Source organism: Streptomyces sp. NPDC004647 (genome assembly GCF_040609575.1).
Classification (GTDB): Bacteria; Actinomycetota; Actinomycetes; order Streptomycetales; family Streptomycetaceae; genus Streptomyces.
The window spans coordinates 108357-126206 of sequence record NZ_JBEXKU010000002.1; the positions used below are offsets into that span (position 1 = coordinate 108357).

At 70.0% G+C, this 17850-nt stretch carries 16 protein-coding genes; 6 read left to right on the top strand and 10 right to left on the bottom strand.

Annotated features, from left to right (window positions below; all coding sequences use genetic code 11):
* Nucleotide 1: 1 nt before the first annotated feature.
* The 6 genes from zwf (at nt 2) to ABZW18_RS01385 (ending at nt 6036) form a co-directional block, all read left to right on the top strand.
* Nucleotides 2–1540, top strand: a complete 1539-nt coding sequence (gene zwf / locus ABZW18_RS01360) for a glucose-6-phosphate dehydrogenase (RefSeq protein WP_356180367.1) — start codon at nt 2–4, stop codon at nt 1538–1540.
* The gene (opcA, locus tag ABZW18_RS01365; RefSeq protein ID WP_356180370.1) at nt 1537–2622 is read left to right on the top strand and encodes a glucose-6-phosphate dehydrogenase assembly protein OpcA; all 1086 of its coding nucleotides are present in this window, start codon (nt 1537–1539) and stop codon (nt 2620–2622) included. The genes zwf and opcA overlap by 4 nt, the downstream gene beginning before the upstream one ends.
* Nucleotides 2619–3401 carry a 6-phosphogluconolactonase gene (pgl, locus tag ABZW18_RS01370; protein WP_356180373.1) on the top strand — a complete coding sequence of 261 codons (783 nt, stop codon included), beginning with the start codon at nt 2619–2621 and terminating at the stop codon, nt 3399–3401. The genes opcA and pgl overlap by 4 nt, the downstream gene beginning before the upstream one ends.
* A 193-nt stretch (nt 3402–3594) precedes the next feature.
* The gene (locus ABZW18_RS01375; protein WP_356180376.1) at nt 3595–4431 is read left to right on the top strand and encodes a transporter substrate-binding domain-containing protein; all 837 of its coding nucleotides are present in this window, start codon (nt 3595–3597) and stop codon (nt 4429–4431) included.
* Between the two features lie 8 nt (nt 4432–4439).
* Nucleotides 4440–5228, top strand: a complete 789-nt coding sequence (locus ABZW18_RS01380) for an amino acid ABC transporter permease (RefSeq protein WP_356180378.1) — start codon at nt 4440–4442, stop codon at nt 5226–5228.
* Between the two features lie 10 nt (nt 5229–5238).
* Nucleotides 5239–6036, top strand: coding sequence for an amino acid ABC transporter ATP-binding protein (locus tag ABZW18_RS01385; protein WP_356180605.1), 798 nt, complete (start codon nt 5239–5241; stop codon nt 6034–6036).
* Here ABZW18_RS01385 and pgi read toward each other — a convergent pair.
* The 10 genes from pgi to uvrC form a co-directional block, all read right to left on the bottom strand.
* Nucleotides 6012–7691, bottom strand: coding sequence for a glucose-6-phosphate isomerase (gene pgi / locus ABZW18_RS01390; protein ID WP_356180607.1), 1680 nt, complete (start codon nt 7689–7691; stop codon nt 6012–6014). The genes ABZW18_RS01385 and pgi overlap by 25 nt on opposite strands.
* 803 nt (nt 7692–8494) lie before the next feature.
* Nucleotides 8495–8830, bottom strand: a complete 336-nt coding sequence (locus ABZW18_RS01395; RefSeq protein WP_356180380.1) for an RNA polymerase-binding protein RbpA — start codon at nt 8828–8830, stop codon at nt 8495–8497.
* 173 nt (nt 8831–9003) lie between these two features.
* Nucleotides 9004–9234: a preprotein translocase subunit SecG gene (gene secG / locus ABZW18_RS01400; RefSeq protein ID WP_356180383.1), complete on the bottom strand. Its 231-nt coding sequence runs from the start codon at nt 9232–9234 to the stop codon at nt 9004–9006.
* Between the two features lie 114 nt (nt 9235–9348).
* The gene (gene tpiA, locus ABZW18_RS01405; RefSeq protein WP_356180386.1) at nt 9349–10125 is read right to left on the bottom strand and encodes a triose-phosphate isomerase; all 777 of its coding nucleotides are present in this window, start codon (nt 10123–10125) and stop codon (nt 9349–9351) included.
* A 7-nt stretch (nt 10126–10132) separates the two neighbouring features.
* Nucleotides 10133–11344, bottom strand: coding sequence for a phosphoglycerate kinase (locus tag ABZW18_RS01410; RefSeq protein ID WP_356180388.1), 1212 nt, complete (start codon nt 11342–11344; stop codon nt 10133–10135).
* A 152-nt stretch (nt 11345–11496) separates the two neighbouring features.
* A complete protein-coding gene (gene gap / locus ABZW18_RS01415; protein ID WP_356180390.1) occupies nt 11497–12501 on the bottom strand; it encodes a type I glyceraldehyde-3-phosphate dehydrogenase in 1005 nt (334 codons plus the stop codon).
* Nucleotides 12502–12709: 208 nt separating this feature from the next.
* Nucleotides 12710–13699: a DNA-binding protein WhiA gene (gene whiA / locus ABZW18_RS01420; protein ID WP_356180392.1), complete on the bottom strand. Its 990-nt coding sequence runs from the start codon at nt 13697–13699 to the stop codon at nt 12710–12712.
* Nucleotides 13690–14775 carry a uridine diphosphate-N-acetylglucosamine-binding protein YvcK gene (gene yvcK, locus ABZW18_RS01425; protein ID WP_356180395.1) on the bottom strand — a complete coding sequence of 362 codons (1086 nt, stop codon included), beginning with the start codon at nt 14773–14775 and terminating at the stop codon, nt 13690–13692. The genes whiA and yvcK overlap by 10 nt, the downstream gene beginning before the upstream one ends.
* Nucleotides 14772–15704, bottom strand: coding sequence for an RNase adapter RapZ (gene rapZ / locus ABZW18_RS01430; RefSeq protein WP_356180397.1), 933 nt, complete (start codon nt 15702–15704; stop codon nt 14772–14774). Before rapZ ends, yvcK begins: the two co-directional genes overlap by 4 nt.
* On the bottom strand, nt 15701–17761 hold the full coding sequence (gene uvrC / locus ABZW18_RS01435; protein ID WP_356180398.1) for an excinuclease ABC subunit UvrC: 2061 nt from the start codon (nt 17759–17761) through the stop codon (nt 15701–15703). Before uvrC ends, rapZ begins: the two co-directional genes overlap by 4 nt.
* Between the last annotated feature and the right edge of the window lie 89 nt (nt 17762–17850).

The window sequence follows — 17850 nt, forward strand, 5'->3', positions numbered from 1 at the left end:
CTTGACCTCATCGTCCGCGCACGGCGACAACCCGCTGCGTGACCCGAAGGACCGGCGGCTCCCGCGTATCGCGGGGCCGTCCGGCCTGGTCATCTTTGGCGTCACGGGCGATTTGTCCCGGAAAAAGTTGATGCCTGCCGTCTATGACCTGGCCAACCGCGGACTGCTGCCGCCGGGGTTCTCCCTGGTCGGCTTCGCCCGCCGCGACTGGGCGCACGAGGACTTCTCCCAGGTCGTCCACGACGCGGTCAAGCAGCATGCGCGGACCCCGTTCCGCGAGGAGGTCTGGCAGCAGCTGGCCGAGGGCTTCCGCTTTGTACCGGGCTCGTTCTCCGACGACGACGCGTTCAAGAAGCTGAAGTCGACGATAGAAGAGCTGGACAAGGCGCGCGGCACGGGCGGCAACTTCGCCTTCTATCTGTCGGTCCCGCCCAAGTTCTTCCCCACCGTCGTGGAGCAGCTGAAGGAGCACGGCCTCTCGGAGGCCCCCGGCGACTCCTGGCGGCGCGCGGTCATCGAGAAGCCCTTCGGCCACGACCTGACGAGCGCCCAGGAGCTCAACAACATCGTCCATGAGGTCTTCCGGCCGAGCGATGTCTTCCGGATCGACCACTACCTGGGCAAGGAGACGGTCCAGAACATCCTGGCGCTGCGCTTCGCCAACACGATGTTCGAGCCGCTGTGGAACCGGTCGTACGTCGACCACGTACAGATCACGATGGCCGAGGACATCGGTATCGGCGGCCGTGCCGGCTACTACGACGGCATCGGCGCCGCCCGCGATGTGATCCAGAACCATCTGCTCCAACTGCTGGCCCTGACCGCCATGGAGGAGCCCTCCTCCTTCGACGCCAAGGCGCTCGTCACCGAGAAGCTGAAGGTCCTCAAGGCGGTCAAACTGCCGAGGGAGCTGGGCAAGCACACCGTGCGCGGCCAGTACGCGCACGGCTGGCAGGGCGGCGAGGAGGCACTCGGCTACCTCGAGGAGGAGGGCATCGACCCTCAGTCGCGCACCGACACCTACGCCGCGATCAAGCTGGAGATCGACAACCGCCGCTGGGCGGGCATCCCCTTCTACCTGCGGACCGGCAAGCGCCTCGGCCGCCGGGTCACCGAGATCGCGATCGTGTTCCAGCGCGCGCCGCACTCCCCCTTCGACACCACCGACACCCAGGAACTCGGGCAGAACGCCCTGGTCATCCGGGTGCAGCCGGATGAGGGCATCACCCTCCGGTTCGGCTCCAAGGTGCCCGGCACCTCCATGGAGATCCGCGACGTGACCATGGACTTCGCGTACGGCGAGTCCTTCACCGAGTCCAGCCCCGAGGCGTACGAGCGGCTGCTGCTCGATGTGCTGCTGGGCGACTCCAACCTGTTCCCGCGCCACCAGGAGGTGGAGGAGTCCTGGCGCATCCTCGATCCGGTCGAGGCGTACTGGGAGAAGCACGGCAAGCCCGAGCAGTACACCGCCGGGACGTGGGGGCCCAAGTCCGCTGACGAGATGCTCGCACGAGACGGACGGAGCTGGCGGCGACCATGAACATCGATCTCACGGAGACCACCTCCAGCCAGATCAACCACGCTCTGGTCAAGGCGCGCCGGGCGACCGGGACCCCGGCCGTCGGCATGGTGCTCACCCTCGTCATCGTCACCGACGAGGGCAACCACTACGACGCGCTGAGGGCCGCGAGCGAGGCGTCCAAGGAGCACCCGTCCCGCATCCTCGTGGTCATCAAGCGGCCCGGGCGCTCGCCCCGCGACCGCAAAATGGCACGGCTGGACGCGGAGGTGCGGGTCGGCGGCGAGACGGGCACCGGCGAGACGGTGCTGCTGCGGCTGCACGGTGAACTCGCGGCCCACGCCCACTCGGTGGTGCTGCCGCTGCTGCTGCCGGACGCCCCGGTGGTGGTGTGGTGGCCGGAGGACGCCCCGGAGCACCCCCAGGAGGATCTGCTCGGACAGCTGGCCGCGCGCCGTATCACCGACGCGGCGGCCACCGAGGACCCGGCCACCACGCTGGCGCTGCGGGCGCAGACCTACAGCCCGGGCGACACCGACCTGGCCTGGACCCGGATCACACCGTGGCGCAGCGTCCTCGCGGCAGCCCTGGACCAGAAGCACTCCGCGATCAAGTCCGCGGTGGTCGAGGGCGAGGCGTACAACCCGAGCAGCGAACTGCTCGCGCTGTGGCTCGCCGACCGGCTGGGCGTACCGGTCGAGCGCACGGTGTCCGAGGGCCCCGGGCTGACGGCGGTGCGCCTGGAGACCCGTGACGGGACGATCTGCCTGGACCGGGCCGACGGCTCGCTGGCGGAGCTGGCGATGCCCGGGCAGCCGGACCGCCATGTGGCGCTGCACCGGCGGGACACCGCCGAGCTGATCGCCGAGGAGCTGCGGCGGCTCGACCCGGACGAGATGTACGCGTCCTCGGTGAAGTTCGTGTTGACCAAACTGGGCCGGAGCGTCATCGAGGGCGGATCGGCCGCCGACGCCACCTCCCCCTCGGGGCCGGGCTCCGGGCGTACGCAGGACGGCGGGGAGAAGCCTGCTCCCACGACCGGGAAGGGCGCCGGGGCGGCCCCGGCCAAGAACACCTCCGCCAGGAAGGCGACATCCACGTGAGCGCTCCGCAGGTGGTGGTGCACCGCGACAAGGAGCTGATGGCAAAGGCCGCGGCGGCCCGGCTGATCACGAAGATCGTGGACTCCCAGGCCGCCCGCGGCTCCGCCTCGGTGGTGCTCACCGGCGGGCGGAACGGCAACGGTCTGCTGGCCGCGCTCGCCGAGGCTCCGGCGCGGGACGCGGTGGACTGGTCGCGGCTGGACCTGTGGTGGGGCGATGAGCGCTTCCTCCCGGAGGGTCACCCGGAGCGCAACGACACCCAGGCCCGTCACGCGCTGCTCGACGCGGTGCCCCTGGATACGAAGCGGGTGCATCCGATGCCCGCGTCGGACGGACCGTACGGCGACGACGTGGAGTCCGCGGCGGAGGCGTACGCGGCCGAACTCGCCGGTGCGGCCCGGCATGAGAACCACGCCCCGGTCCCCTCGTTCGACGTGCTGATGCTGGGTGTCGGCCCGGATACACATGTGGCCTCGCTCTTCCCGGAGTTGCCCGCGGTGCGGGAGACCGAACGGACGGTGGTGGGGGTACGGGGCGCGCCCAAACCGCCGCCGACCCGGGTCACGCTCACGCTTCCCGCGATCCGTGCCGCGCGCGAGGTGTGGCTGCTCGCGGCGGGCGAGGACAAGGCGCAGGCCGCGGCCATCGCCCTGTCCGGAGCGGGTGAGGTGCAGGCGCCCGCCGCGGGGGCGTACGGCCGCCGCCGGACGCTGTGGCTGCTCGACGCGGCCGCGGCGTCGGGTCTGCCACGTGACCTGTATCCGCCTGCCTCCCCCTGACAGGTGACTTCCTGACATGTGACCCCGTGTCCGGTGCCCCGAGGCCGCTCCTGGCCTTGGGGCACCGGTGTCTTCGGGGTTGTGGTCACATCGCCGCGGCCCCGCCGAACTGGGATGCTCTCGGGCTCTGGACACGTGTCCGGTACATGCGACAGGCTGTGCGATCTCATGGCGCCGACGTACAGGGGTACCGATGAATCCGCCCAGCAGCAGAGCGCGCCGCCGGCCCGTACTCCTGGCCCTGACGGCGTCCACGGCGCTGCTCGCCGCCGGGTGCGGATCCGGCGGCTCGGAGTCGGCCACCGTCAAGGGCGTGAAGCTGGTCAAGGCCGGGCAGATCACGACGTGCACCCATCTCCCGTATCCGCCCTTCCAGTTCGAGAAGAGCGGGAAGGTCGTCGGCTTCGATGTGGCCATGATCGATCTGGTGGCGAAGGACCTGGGTGTCGAGCAGGTGGTGGTCGACAAGTCCTTCGAGACCATCAAGACCGGCGCGGATCTCAACGCCGGCATCTGCGATGTCGCGGCCGCCGGCATGACCATCACCGATGAGCGCAAGCAGAATCTCGACTTCTCGGTGCCCTACTTCGACGCCACCCAGGCGCTGCTGGCACGCAAGGGCCTGGATGTCCGGTCGTTGGACGACGTGAAGTCGAAGAAGCTGAAGCTGGGTTCGCAGTCCTCGACGACCGGCGAGGACCTCGCGCGCAAGGCGGGCTTCGATTCGAAGTCCTTCGAGTCCTCCGACGCCGAGCTGAACGGCCTGCGGACGGGGCAGGTCGATGTGATCATCCAGGACTACCCTGTTGTGCGGAACTGGCTGAAGGACTCCGCCACTTCCGCGAAGTTCACTCTCGCGGCCAACCTCGACACCGGTGAGCAGTACGGATTCGCGGTGAAGAAGGGCGGCAGCCCGGAGCTGCTGAAGAAGATCGACGCGGCGATCGGGAAGGCCCGCAAGGACGGTACGTACGCGAGGCTCCACGAGAAGTGGGTCGGCCCGATGCCGAAGGGCGACGCCGACAAGTGAGCGGGCCCATGTCACCGCGGCGCCGACGGCGGATGGCGCGCGGTGCGCAGTACGCGGTGTTCGCAGTGGCGCTGGTACTGCTCGCGACGCTCGCCGACTGGCGGCGGCTCCAGGAGCAGTTCCTCGATCCGTCCGTGGCGGGGCAGTTGTTCCCCGACCTGATCACGGTCGCGCTGTGGAACACGGTCGTCTACACCCTCACCGGCTTCGGCGTGGGGCTGGTGCTCGGGCTGGTGGTGGCACTGATGCGGCTGTCGTCGGTGGGCCCGTACCGGTGGCTGGCGATGGCGTACATCGAGTTCTTCCGCGGCCTGCCGGCCCTGCTGATCTTCATCTTCGTCGGGGTGGGGGTGCCGTTGGCGTTCCCCGGGCTGGTTTTCCCCGGCGGTACGTACGGGCAGGTGGCGTGCGCGCTGGGCCTGGTCTCGGCCGCGTACATGGCGGAGACCATCCGGGCCGGCATCCAGGCAGTGCCGCGCGGCCAGATGGAGGCGGCCAGGACGCTGGGCATGTCGTACGCGGGCGCGATGCGCTCGATCGTCATCCCGCAGGCCTTCCGGATCATCGTGCCGCCGCTCACCAACGAACTGGTGCTGCTCTTCAAGGACTCCTCGCTGGTGCTGTTCCTCGGCGTCACCCTGCAGGAGCGCGAACTGACCAAATTCGGGCGGGACCTGGCCAGTCAGGAAGCCAACACCACGCCGATCTTCGTCGCGGGGCTGTGCTACCTGCTCGTCACCATCCCCCTCGGGCTGCTCGTGCGGCGGCTGGAGGCCCGGCATGCGAAGGCCCGGTGAGACGGACGCGATGGCGGACGACACGGCGATGACGAAGGACCCGGCTAGGGCGGGCGCGGCCATCGAGATCCAGGGGCTGCACAAGTCGTTCGGCGAGTTGGAAGTGCTGCGCGGCATCGACTTCCGGATCGCGTACGGCGAGGTGGTGTGTGTCATCGGGCCGTCGGGGTCGGGGAAGTCGACGCTGCTGCGCTGCGCGAATCTGCTGGAGCGGCCGACGGCCGGCACCGTACTGGTGGGCGGGGTCGACATCACCGATCCGGATGTGGACATCGACCGGGTGCGCCGCCGGATCGGCATGGTCTTCCAGTCCTTCAACCTCTTTCCGCATCTGACGGTGCTGGAGAATCTGACGGTCGCGCAGCGGCGGGTACTGCGGCGCGGCAAGGAGGAGGCGGCAGCGACCGCGCGGGAGAACCTCGCGAAGGTCGGGCTCGGGGAGAAGGAGAGCAGCTATCCGGCGCAGCTGTCGGGCGGGCAGCAGCAGCGGGTGGCGATCGCTCGGGCGCTGTCGATGGGGCCCGAGCTGATGCTGTTCGACGAGCCGACGAGCGCGCTCGACCCTGAGCTCGTCGGTGATGTGCTGGCGGTGATGCGCCGGCTGGCGGACGAGGGCATGACGATGATGGTCGTCACCCACGAGATGGGCTTCGCGCGGGAAGTCGCCGACCGGGTGGTGTTCATGGACGGCGGGAGCGTGGTGGAGGAGGGCGGCCCGGACGACGTACTGGTGCGTCCGGACCACCCGCGGACCCGCGCCTTCCTGGCACGGGTCACCGAACCTCAGCGCCCGCGAAGCGAGCGGTAGCGGGCCACCAGGGCGGCGGTGGAGCTGTCCAGGCCCTCGCCGCCGGTGCCGGTCGTCAGTACCGGCTCGATGCGCTTGGCCAGCACCTTGCCCAGCTCGACGCCCCACTGGTCGAAGGAGTCGATGTTCCACACCGCGCCCTGCACGAACACCTTGTGCTCGTAGAGCGCGATCAGCTGGCCCAGCACGGAGGGGCTCAGCTCCTTCGCCAGAATCGTGGTGGTCGGGTGGTTTCCGCGGAAGGTGCGGTGCGGCACCTGCTCCGCGAGCACGCCCTCCGCCGCGACCTCCTCGGCGGTCTTGCCGAAGGCGAGGGCCTGGCCCTGCGCGAAGAGATTGGCCATCAGCAGATCGTGCTGCGCCGCGAGTTCGGGGCTCAGCTCGTGGACGGGGTTCGCGAAGCCGATGAGGTCGGCCGGGATGACCTTCGTGCCCTGGTGCAGCAGCTGGTAGTAGGCGTGCTGGCCGTTGGTGCCCGGGGTGCCCCAGACGACCGGCCCGGTCTGCCAGTTCACCGGCTCGCCGTTGCGGTCGACCGACTTGCCGTTGGACTCCATGTCGAGTTGCTGGAGGTAGGCGGTGAACTTGGACAGATAGTGGCTGTAGGGCAGTACGGCGTGCGACTGCGCATCGTGGAAGTTGTTGTACCAGATGCCGAGCAGGCCCAGCAGCAGCGGAGCGTTGGCCTCCGGCGGAGCGGTGCGGAAGTGCTCGTCGACGAGGTGGAAGCCCTCCAGCAGCTCACGGAACCGGGCCGGCCCGATGGCGATCATCAGGGAGAGGCCAATGGCCGAGTCGAAGGAGTAGCGCCCGCCGACCCAGTCCCAGAACTCGAACATGTTCTCTGTGTCGATGCCGAACTTCGCCACCTCGGCCGCATTCGTGGACAGCGCCACGAAATGGAACGGCACCGCGGACTCTCCCCCAGTCTCCGACCGGGGGTGCCCCCACCCGCCGAGCCCGTCCAGCAACCATGTGCGGGCAGAGGTGGCGTTGGTGACCGTCTCAATGGTGGTGAAGGTCTTCGAGGCGACGATGAACAGCGTCTCGGCCGGGTCCAGGTCCCGCACCGCCTCGTGCAGATCCGCGCCGTCGACATTGGAGACGAACCGGAAGGTCAGGGCACGGTCGGTGTACGGGCGCAGCGCCTCGTAGGCCATCGCCGGGCCGAGGTCCGAGCCGCCGATGCCGATGTTGACGATGTTCTTGATCCGGCGGCCGGTGGAACCGGCCCACTTACCCGTGCGCACCGAATCGGCGAAGCCCGCCATCTTGTCGAGCACCGCGTGCACACGCGGCACGACGTTCTCGCCGTCCACCTCGACGACCGCATCGCGCGGGGCGCGGAGCGCGGTGTGCAACACCGCGCGGTTCTCGGTGACGTTGATCTTCTCGCCGCGGAACATCGCGTCGCGCAGAGCGGCGACCCCGGTCGCCGCCGCCAGCTCGCGGAGCAGCCGCAGCGTCTGGTCCGTGATCAAGTGCTTGGAGTAGTCCAGCTCCAGATCGCCGACCCGCAGGGAGTAGCGCTCGCCGCGATCGGGGTCGCCCTCGAACAGCTCCCGCAGCTGCACCTCCCCCAACTGCTCCCGGTGCTTACCCAACGCGATCCACTCCGGCAACCGGTCGAGCCGGGTACGGCCTTCTGCGTTCATCTCCGACATCAGCCCACTTCTTCTCGTACCTGCCCCGCTGCGCGTCCCAACTTAATTGATCAGGAGCGGGCGCGAGGCGTCTGTCCGCTGTCGCCGCGGCCAAGTGCGGGTGTCAGCGCGGTGACGCCTCCGGTGCCCAGGGCGGCGGCCGCAAGCGTGGGCGTGTTGGGCCCCCACGCCGCGGCGGTCACCCCGCCGAGCAGCGCACCGAGGGGCGTGCCCGCGATCGAGAGCGTACGGAACGCCGCGCTGACCCGGCCCAGCAGCCGCCCACAGCCGGCCGAACCCGCCCCGCCACGCGGGCGCCGACGGCCCCGGCCTCCGGCCCCGGCCCGGTCCCTCCCCTGCTCCTCCCCCGGCCCGGCCCCGGCAGCGGTCGCACGGAGCCCAGGGAATCCTCCGAGCCCGCGTCGGCTGCCGCCGTGGCTCCCCTTCCGGCCCGTGGAACGACTGCTGTCGCGACACTACCGACGGTCACGGACAGTGCCGGTCGTTCCCGGTCCTGCCCGGGAACGCCACTGGCCCGGCCGACAGGGGATTCCCTGCGAACCGGGCCATATGGATGCTCGAGCGAGCGAGGAGCTGCTAGTGCCGCGACCGGCAACGTTGGCCCGTCAGGGAGCGTCGTCCGGTGCGTGCGATCGCAAGGCGGCCGGAAGCCCTCGTAGCGGAGCTGCCGGGGCTTTTGGCCAACGCGGCTGGGGGCACTCCCCCAGCTACCGCTGGGGGCGCCCCCACCCGGCCGAAGGGTGGGGGAGTGCGTGCCGGGCGGCGCGACGGGGCGAACGTTGCCGGGAGGGGCACTAGATCTCGCCGCGCAGCTTGGCGAGGGCCTCGGCGAGGATCGCCTCCCCGTCGGCGTCGCTGCGCCGCTCCCGTACGTACGCGAGGTGCGTCTTGTACGGCTCGGTGCGCGGCGGGGCCGGCGGGTTGTCCCGGTCCTTGCCGGCCGGGAAGCCACAGCGCGGGCAGTCCCAAGTTTCCGGAATCTGCGCGTCGCTGGCGAAGCTCGGCTGCGTCTCGTGCCCGTTCGAGCACCAGAACGTGATGCGCAGGCGCGCTGCGGATTCGCCCCGCTCGGCCTCACCCATCGGCCCCGCTCCGACCCGACTTCCACGGATCGCGTTGCCACTTGCCACGGTCGTAACTCCCTGCGTGATGGTGCTGCGGAGCGTCGATGAACAGCTCCGCCGCGGGCGCCCCAGTCTACGTAAGGCCCAACGCGCGTCCAGTGACAGGAGTTACACACCCCGCCCCGCGGACGCAAGCCCCATGATAGGCCGCGCTTGCGACGGTGCGTCAGACGGCGTGGTCAGCTGTCCAGCTTCATCAGCAGACCGAGGGCGACAATGCACGCGAACCACAGCAGACCGAGCACCACGGTGATCCGGTCGAGGTTGCGCTCGGCGACCGAGGAGCCACCCACGGATGACTGCATGCCACCGCCGAACATGTCGGAAAGACCGCCGCCCTTCCCCTTGTGCATCAGCACCAGCAGCATCATCAGCAGGCTGAAGACGATCAGGGCGATCGAGAACCCCATAATCACGGCTGGACCAACTCTCTCGGACTGTGACGGTCGACGGGGGCCGGACGGTGACTGTTGTGCACCACCCAGCCCCCGACAGGGTACGACGGAGTACGGCTTTCGGCCTACTTACTGGTCCCGGAATCGGACGATCTTGACGAACTCGTCCGCGTCCAGCGCGGCGCCGCCGATCAGCGCCCCGTCCACGTCCGGCTGGGCCATGATCGCGGCGATGTTCCCGGACTTCACCGAGCCGCCGTACTGGATCCGGACCTTGTCGGCCAGATCCTGGCTGTAGAGCTCGGCCAGCCGCCCGCGGATCGCACCGCAGACCTCCTGGGCGTCCTCCGGGGTGGCGACCTCGCCGGTGCCGATGGCCCACACCGGCTCGTACGCGATCACGATCGTCTCGGCCTGTCCGGCCGGGATGTCCTTCAGCGCGCCGTCGACCTGGGCGAGGGTGTGCGCGACCTGGTTGCCCGCCTTGCGGACGTCCAGGCCCTCTCCGACACACAGGATCGGAGTCAGGTCGTTACGGAACGCAGCCTTCACCTTGGCGTTGACGATCTCCTCGTCCTCGCCATGGTACTGGCGGCGCTCGGAGTGCCCGATGGCGACATAGGTGCACTTCAGCTTGGACAGCATCGGGCCGGAGATCTCGCCGGTGTAGGCGCCCGAGTCGTGCGCGGAGATGTCCTGGGCACCGTAGACGATCTTCAGCTTGTCGCCGTCGACCAGGGTCTGCACCGAGCGCAGGTCGGTGAACGGCGGAAGGACCGCGACCTCGACGGCCTCGTGGTCCTTCTCGGTCAGGGCGAAGGCAAGCTTCTGGACGTGCGCGATGGCCTCGAGGTGGTTGAGGTTCATCTTCCAGTTGCCCGCCATCAGCGGGGTGCGGCTGCTCATCAGGGGGTCAGTCCTCCAGTGCTGCGAGGCCGGGGAGCGTCTTGCCCTCGAGGTATTCGAGGCTCGCGCCGCCGCCGGTGGAAATATGGCCGAATGCGCTCTCGTCGAAGCCCAGGGTGCGAACGGCCGCGGCCGAGTCGCCACCGCCGACGACAGTGAAAGCGGGGCTGTCGATCAGGGCCTGGGCGACCGCGCGGGTGCCTTCGGCGTAGTCGGGGTGCTCGAAGACGCCCATCGGGCCGTTCCAGAAGACGGTGGCCCCGTCGGCGAGCTTCGAAGCGTACAGCTTGCGACTCTCGGGACCGATGTCCAGGCCCATCTGATCCGCCGGGATGGCGTCCACGGTGACGGCCGTCGGGTCGGCCGGGGCCTTGGTCTTCAGGTCCGGGAACTCGCGACCGACCAGTACGTCGACGGGGAGGACGAACTCCACGCCCTTGGCCTCGGCGCGCTCCAGGTACTTCACCACCGCGGGGACCTGGTCGTCCTGGAGCAGCGAGGTCCCGATCTCGTGGCCCTGGGCCTTGAGGAAGGTGTACGCCATGCCGCCGCCGATGAGGATGCGGTCGGCCTTCTCCAGCAGGTGGTCGATGACCCCGAGCTTGTCGGAGACCTTGGCGCCGCCGAGCACCACCGCGTACGGGCGCTCGACGTGCTCGGTCAGCTTCTTCAGTACGGCGACCTCGGTGGCGATCAGGCCGCCCGCGGCGTGCGGGAGCCGGGCTGGGAGGTCGTAGACCGAGGCGTGCTTGCGGTGCACGGCGCCGAAGCCGTCCCCCACGTAGCTGTCGGTCAGCGCGGCGAGCTGGTCGGCGAAGGCGCCGCGCTCGGCGTCGTCCTTGCTGGTCTCACCGGGGTTGAAGCGGAGGTTCTCCAGCAGCGCGACCTGGCCGTCGGCGAGGCCGGCGACAGTGGCCCGGGCGGACTCGCCGACCGTGTCGGTCGCGAACGCGACACCCTTGTCGAGGAGTTCGGCGAGCCGCTTGGCGGCGGGGGCCAGCGAGAACTGCGGGTCCGGGGCGCCCTTGGGACGGCCCAGGTGTGAGGCGACGACCACCCTGGCGCCCGCGCCGGCGAGCTTGGCGATGGTCGGCAGGACGGCGCGGATACGGCCGTCGTCGGTGATGGTCGTGCCGTCGAGCGGCACATTGAGGTCGGCGCGGACGAAGACCCTCTTGCCCGCCACACCCTCGTCGATGAGCTCATCGATCGTTTTCATATCTGTGGACTCCCAGGTAGCGACGCGACTCTCACGCGGAACGCAACAACCTTCAGTTCCACGGCGGGTACAGCCGCAGAAAGGGCAAAAACAGGGCTCGCGCTGTGCGCTGCGCGAGCCCTGTCCTCACATCGAGTTGGCTGCCCCTGCGATCAGAGCCGACCGCCGACGAAGGTGGTCAGGTCGACGAGGCGGTTGGAGTAGCCCCACTCGTTGTCGTACCAGCCGACGACCTTGACCTGCTTGCCCTGGGCCATGGTCAGGCCGGAGTCGAAGGTGCAGGAGGCCGGCCAGTTGACGATGTCCGAGGAGACGATCGGGTCCTCGGTGTACTCCAGGATGCCCTTGAGCTGACCCTCGGCGGCCTTCTGGAAGGCGGAGTTGATCTCGTCCTTGGTGACCTCGCGGTCGAGCTCCAGGACGAGGTCGGTCACCGAGCCGGTCGGGACCGGGACGCGCATGGCGATGCCGTCCAGCTTGCCCTTGAGCTGCGGGAGGACCAGCGCGGTCGCCTTGGCGGCACCCGTGGAGGTCGGGATGATGTTCTCCGCGGCGGCGCGGGCGCGGCGCAGGTCCGAGTGCGGGAAGTCCAGGATGCGCTGGTCGTTGGTGTACGCGTGGACCGTCGTCATCATGCCCTTGACGATGCCGAAGCTCTCGTCGAGGACCTTGGCCATCGGCGCCACACAGTTGGTGGTGCAGGAGGCGTTGGAGATGACGTCGTGCTTGGCGGCGTCGTACTTGTCCTGGTTGACGCCCATCACGATCGTGATGTCCTCGTTCTTGGCCGGGGCCGAGATGAGGACCTTCTTCGCACCGGCGGCGAGGTGCTTGGCCGCGTCGTCGCGCTTGGTGAAGATGCCGGTGGACTCGATGACGATGTCGGCGCCGAGCTCGGCCCAGGGGAGCTTCGCCGGGTCGCGCTCGGCCATCGTCCTGAAGGTCTGGCCGCCCACCGTGATGGTGTCGTCGGTGTGGCTGACCTCATGCTTCAGCCGACCCAGGATGGTGTCGTACTTCAGCAGGTGCACCAGGGTGGCGTTGTCGGTCAGGTCGTTGACACCGACGATCTCGATGTCCGCACCCTGCTCAAGGAGCGCGCGGAAGTAGTTGCGGCCGATGCGGCCGAAGCCGTTGATGCCTACGCGGATCGTCACGAAACCGATCTCCTCGTTGGTACGCCGGTTTGTACGCCGGCGAGCTGTATGGGATGTCCCCGACCACCCCCGACCCTACCCCTCCCGGGCGGTTCGGGTGACATCGGGCGGCCCGGACACGGAGCGTCAGCGATGCTGTGCGCGCAGCACCGCCCGGGGCGGCTCCGACTGCCTTGCGTGGCCGGTCAGTTGCCCCGTGACCTGCCGGTCAGCCGACCATGCCGTCGGCCATCTCCTCGGTCAGATTCGACTCGGTGCCGGGGATGCCGAGGTCCTGGGCGCGCTTGTCGGCCATGGCGAGCAGCCGGCGGATACGGCCCGCGACGGCGTCCTTGGTCAGCGGCGGGTCCGCCAGCGCGCCCAGCTCCTCCAGCGACGCCTGCTTGTGCTCCATCCGCAGCCTGCCGGCGGCGGCCAGGTGCTCGGGCACCTCCTCGCCCAGGATCTCCAGCGCCCGCTGGACCCGCGCACCTGCCGCCACCGCTGCCCGCGCCGAGCGGCGCAGGTTGGCGTCGTCGAAGTTCGCGAGCCGGTTGGCGGTGGCGCGCACCTCGCGGCGCATCCGCCGCTCCTCCCAGGCCAGCACCGATTCATGAGCGCCGAGCCGGGTCAGCAGGGCCCCGATCGCGTCGCCGTCCCGTACGACCACCCGGTCCACGCCGCGCACCTCGCGCGCCTTGGCCGCGATGCCGAGCCGGCGGGCCGCGCCGACCAGCGCGAGAGCCGCCTCGGGCCCCGGGCAGGTCACCTCGAGTGAGGAGGACCGGCCGGGCTCGGTGAGTGAGCCGTGCGCCAGGAACGCGCCGCGCCAGGCGGCCTCGGCGTCACAGGTGGCACCCGAGACGACCTGGGGCGGCAGCCCGCGGATCGGGCGGCCGCGGCCGTCGACCAGCCCGGTCTGCCGCGCCAGCTGATCACCGCCCGCCACCACCCGTACGACGTAACGGCTGCCGCGCCGCAGTCCGCCCGGGGCCATGACCACCAGGTCGGACGCGTGTCCGAAGATCTCCAGGATGTCCTTGCGCAGCCGCCGGGCCGCGATGCCGGTGTCCAGCTCCGCCTCGATCACGATCCGGCCGCTGACCAGGTGCAGTCCGCCTGCGAACCGCAGGATCGACGAAACTTCCGACTTCCTGCAGCAGGTCCGGGTGACGGGGAGCCGGGAAATTTCATCCTTCACCGCTGCCGTCATCGCCATGGGCCGATCCTTCCATGCATCCGAAAAATACGGTCGTACGCGGCGGCCAGCAGCTCCGGGTCGTGCCTTGGTGAGCCTCCCCCAGCCTCGGGCTGGGGGCTGCCCTCAAGTGCGGCGACCGGCGCCAGCTCGACCGCGCCGCCGAGCCGCTGGGCGGCTTCGATCAGGCTTTTCCGGTCGGGCACGGCATCCTCGTCGGCCAGCACCACGTCGAAGGCGAGTTTAGGGGCGTGTCGGGCCAAAACCTCCAAATGACGCTGCGGAGAGAACCCCTCGGTTTCGCCGGGTTGCGGTGCGAGGTTGAGCGAGAGCACCCGTCGGGCCTTGGTCTCCGTCAGCGCGTCGAGCAGATCCGGCACCAGCAGGTGCGGGATCACCGACGAGAACCACGACCCCGGACCGAGAACCACCCAGTCGGCGTCGAGCACCGCCTTGACGGCCTCGGGGACGGCGGGCGGGTCGGCCGGCACCAGGTGGACCGACTGCACCTCCCCGCGGGTCAGCGCGACGGTGGCCTGGCCGCAGACGGTGGTGACCTCGTCGGCCCGGGCGGGATCATGGCCCCGTACCAGCGCCTGGAGCTCCAGCGGGACGGCCGACATGGGCAGCACCCTGCCGTGCGCGCCGAGCAGTCTGCCGACCCACTCCAGGGCTTTGACGTGGTCGCCGAGCTGCTCCCAGAGGGCGACGATCAGCAGATTGCCGACGGCGTGGCCGTGCAGGTCGCCCTCGCTCGCGAAGCGGTGTTGGATGACCTGCGCCCAGGTCTGGCCCCATTCGTCGTCGCCGCACAGCGCGGCGAGCGCCTTGCGGAGGTCGCCGGGCGGCAGGACACCTAGCTCGTCGCGGAGGCGTCCGCTGGAGCCCCCGTCGTCGGCGACGGTGACCACCGCGGTCAGGTCACCGGTGATCCGGCGCAGCGCGGCGAGCGAGGCCGACAGGCCCCGCCCGCCGCCGAGCGCGACGACCTTGGGCTGCGCGCCGCGTCTGAAAGTCGTACGGCCCGTGGTCCGGCCCGTACGCTCCGGGACCAGCTGCCGTACCCGCCGCAGCCGTGAGGTTCGTCCGCTCGTCACTCGCGCCCCATGTCGCGGTGGACGACGACGGTCTCCACGCCTTCGGCGGCGAGGCGGGCAGCAAGCTTCTCGGACATGGCGACGCTGCGGTGCTTGCCGCCGGTGCAGCCGACGGCGACGGTCACATAGCGCTTGCCCTCGCGGCGGTAGCCGGTGGCGATCAGCTGGAGCAGCTCGGCGTAGCGGTCCAGGAACTCCTTCGCGCCCGGCTGGTTGAAGACATAGCTCGCCACCTCGGTGTGCAGTCCGGTGAAGGGGCGCAGCTCGGGGACCCAGTGCGGGTTCGGCAGGAAGCGGCAGTCCACCACCAGGTCGGCGTCGACGGGCAGGCCGTACTTGTAGCCGAAGGACATGACGGTGGCGCGCAGCTCGGGCTCCTCCTCGCCCGCGAACTGGGCGTCCAGCTTGGCGCGCAGCTCATGGACGTTGAGGCTGGAGGTGTCGATCACCAGGTCGGCGTCGCCGCGCAGCTCGCGCAGCAGATCGCGCTCCGCGGCGATGCCGTCGACGATCCGCCCCGAGCCCTGCAGCGGGTGTGGGCGCCGTACCGACTCGAAGCGGCGGACCAGCGAGTCGTCGGAGGCTTCCAGGAAGATCACCCGGCGCTTGACGTTCTTGGCGTCCAGGGCGGAGAGCGACTCGCGCAGGTTGTCGAAGAAGCGGCGGCCCCGGACGTCGACGACGACGGCGATCCGGGCCACAGTGCCCTGCGAGCGGGCGCCGAGGTCCACCATCGTGGGGATCAGGGCGGGCGGCAGATTGTCGACCACGAACCAGCCGAGGTCCTCCAGGCACTTGGCCGCGGTGCTGCGCCCCGCGCCGGACATACCGGAGATGATCACCAACTCGGGGATGGCGGGCGCCTCCGCGCCGCCCTCCGCCGTCGTGCCCGTACTCACCTGTGCTCCGTCTCCGTCGATCCCGGTCATCCCTCTCGCCCCCGTTCCGATGAGGACACCGCGCTTGCGGCCTCATCTTCAATGATCTCTCCTGTCGCGGTGTTCACCGCCGGGGCGGCGGGCGCCGCCCCCGCGAGGGCCGCCGCGACGGTCTCGGCCGTCTTCCGGCCGATGCCGGGCACCTCGCAGATCTGGTCGATGGTGGCGGCCCGCAGCCGCTTGAGCGAACCGAAGTGCTTGAGCAGCGCCTGGCGGCGGCTCTCGCCGAGGCCGGGGACCGTGTCGAGTGGCCCGGCGCGCATCGACTTGCTGCGTTTGCTGCGCTGGTACGTGATCGCGAACCGGTGGGCCTCGTCGCGGATGCGCTGCAGGAGGTAGAGCCCTTCGCTGCTGCGCGGCAGCACGACGGGGTCGTCCTCGTTCGGCAGCCAGACCTCCTCGAGGCGCTTGGCCAGGCCGCAGACGGCCACGTCGTCGATGCCGAGCTCGTCCAGGGCCCGCCGGGCGGCGGCGACCTGCGGCTGCCCGCCGTCCACGACCACGAGCTGCGGCGGGTAGGCGAAGCGGCGTGGGCGGCCGGTCTCGGGGTCGACGGGACCGCCGGGCGGGGCGTCGGCGTCGACCTCGCCGCCGGCCTCCTCGTCCCACTCGCCGGTCTTCTGCTTCTCCAGCACGTAGCGGCGGAAGCGGCGTGCGATGACCTCGTGCATCGACCGCACGTCGTCCTGCCCCGCACCGTGCCAGATCTGCGCGTCTCCGACCCGGCCTTTGATCTGGAAGCGGCGGTACTCGCTCTTCCGGGCCAGGCCGTCCTCGAAGACCACCATCGAGGCCACCACGTCGTCCCCCTGGAGGTGGGAGATGTCGAAGCACTCGATGCGCAGTGGCGCGGAGTCCAGCTCCAGGGCCTTGGTGATCTCCTCCAGGGCCCGCGAGCGGGTGGTCAGATCGGAGGCGCGCTTGGTCTTGTGCAGTACGAGCGCCTGCTGGGCATTGCGCTCCACGGTCGCCATCAGGTCCTTCTTGTCGCCGCGCTGGGGAATGCGGAGGCTGACGTTCGAGCCGCGGTGTCCGGCCAGCCACTGGGCGATCGGCTCGACCGGGTCGGGCAGGGCGGGGACCAGGACCTCGCGGGGGACGCCCTCGCCGCTCTCCTCGCCGTAGAGCTGCTGGAGCGCGTGCTCGACGAGTCCGGCGGTGCTGACGGCCTCGACCTTGTCGGTGACCCAGCCGCGCTGGCCGCGTACCCGGCCTCCGCGGACGTGGAAGATCTGGACGGCGGCCTCCAGCTCGTCCTCGGCGACCGCGATCAGATCGGCGTCGGTGGCGTCGGCCAGGACGACCGCGTTCTTCTCCATGGCGCGGCGCAGCGCCTCTATGTCGTCGCGAAGCCGGGCCGCCTTCTCGTACTCCATGGTGTCCGCGGCGTCCCGCATCTGCTGCTCCAGGCGGCGCAGATACGTTCCGGTGCGGCCTGCCATGAAGTCGCAGAACTCCTCGGCGAGTTCGCGGTGCTCCTCGGGCGTGACGCGGCCGACGCAGGGCGCGGAGCACTTGCCGATGTAGCCGAGCAGACAGGGGCGGCCGATCTGCGCGGAGCGCTTGAAGACGCCGGCGGAGCAGGTCCGCACGGGGAAGACCCGGAGCATCAGGTCGACGGTCTCGCGGATGGCCCAGGCGTGGGCGTACGGGCCGAAGTAGCGCACACCCTTCCGCTTGGGGCCGCGCATCACCTGGACGCGGGGGAATTCCTCGTTCAGGGTGACGGCGAGGGACGGGTAGCTCTTGTCGTCGCGGTACTTGACGTTGAAGCGCGGGTCGAACTCCTTGATCCAGGAGTATTCGAGCTGCAGCGCCTCGACCTCGGTGGATACGACGGTCCACTCGACGGAGGCCGCGGTGGTGACCATGGTGCGAGTGCGCGTATGCAGCCCGGAGAGGTCCTGGAAGTACGAGGAGAGCCGCTGGCGCAGGCTCTTCGCCTTCCCGACGTAGATCACCCGGCGATGCTCGTCGCGGAACTTGTAGACCCCCGGCGAGTCGGGGATCTGTCCCGGCTTGGGTCGGTAGCTGCTGGGGTCTGCCATGCCCCTCACCCTACTGGCGCGGGATGACAGTTCGGGGTGCGGTGGCATGGCCGCGGGTATGCGCTGTCGCCTGCGGCGGGCTCGGCCGA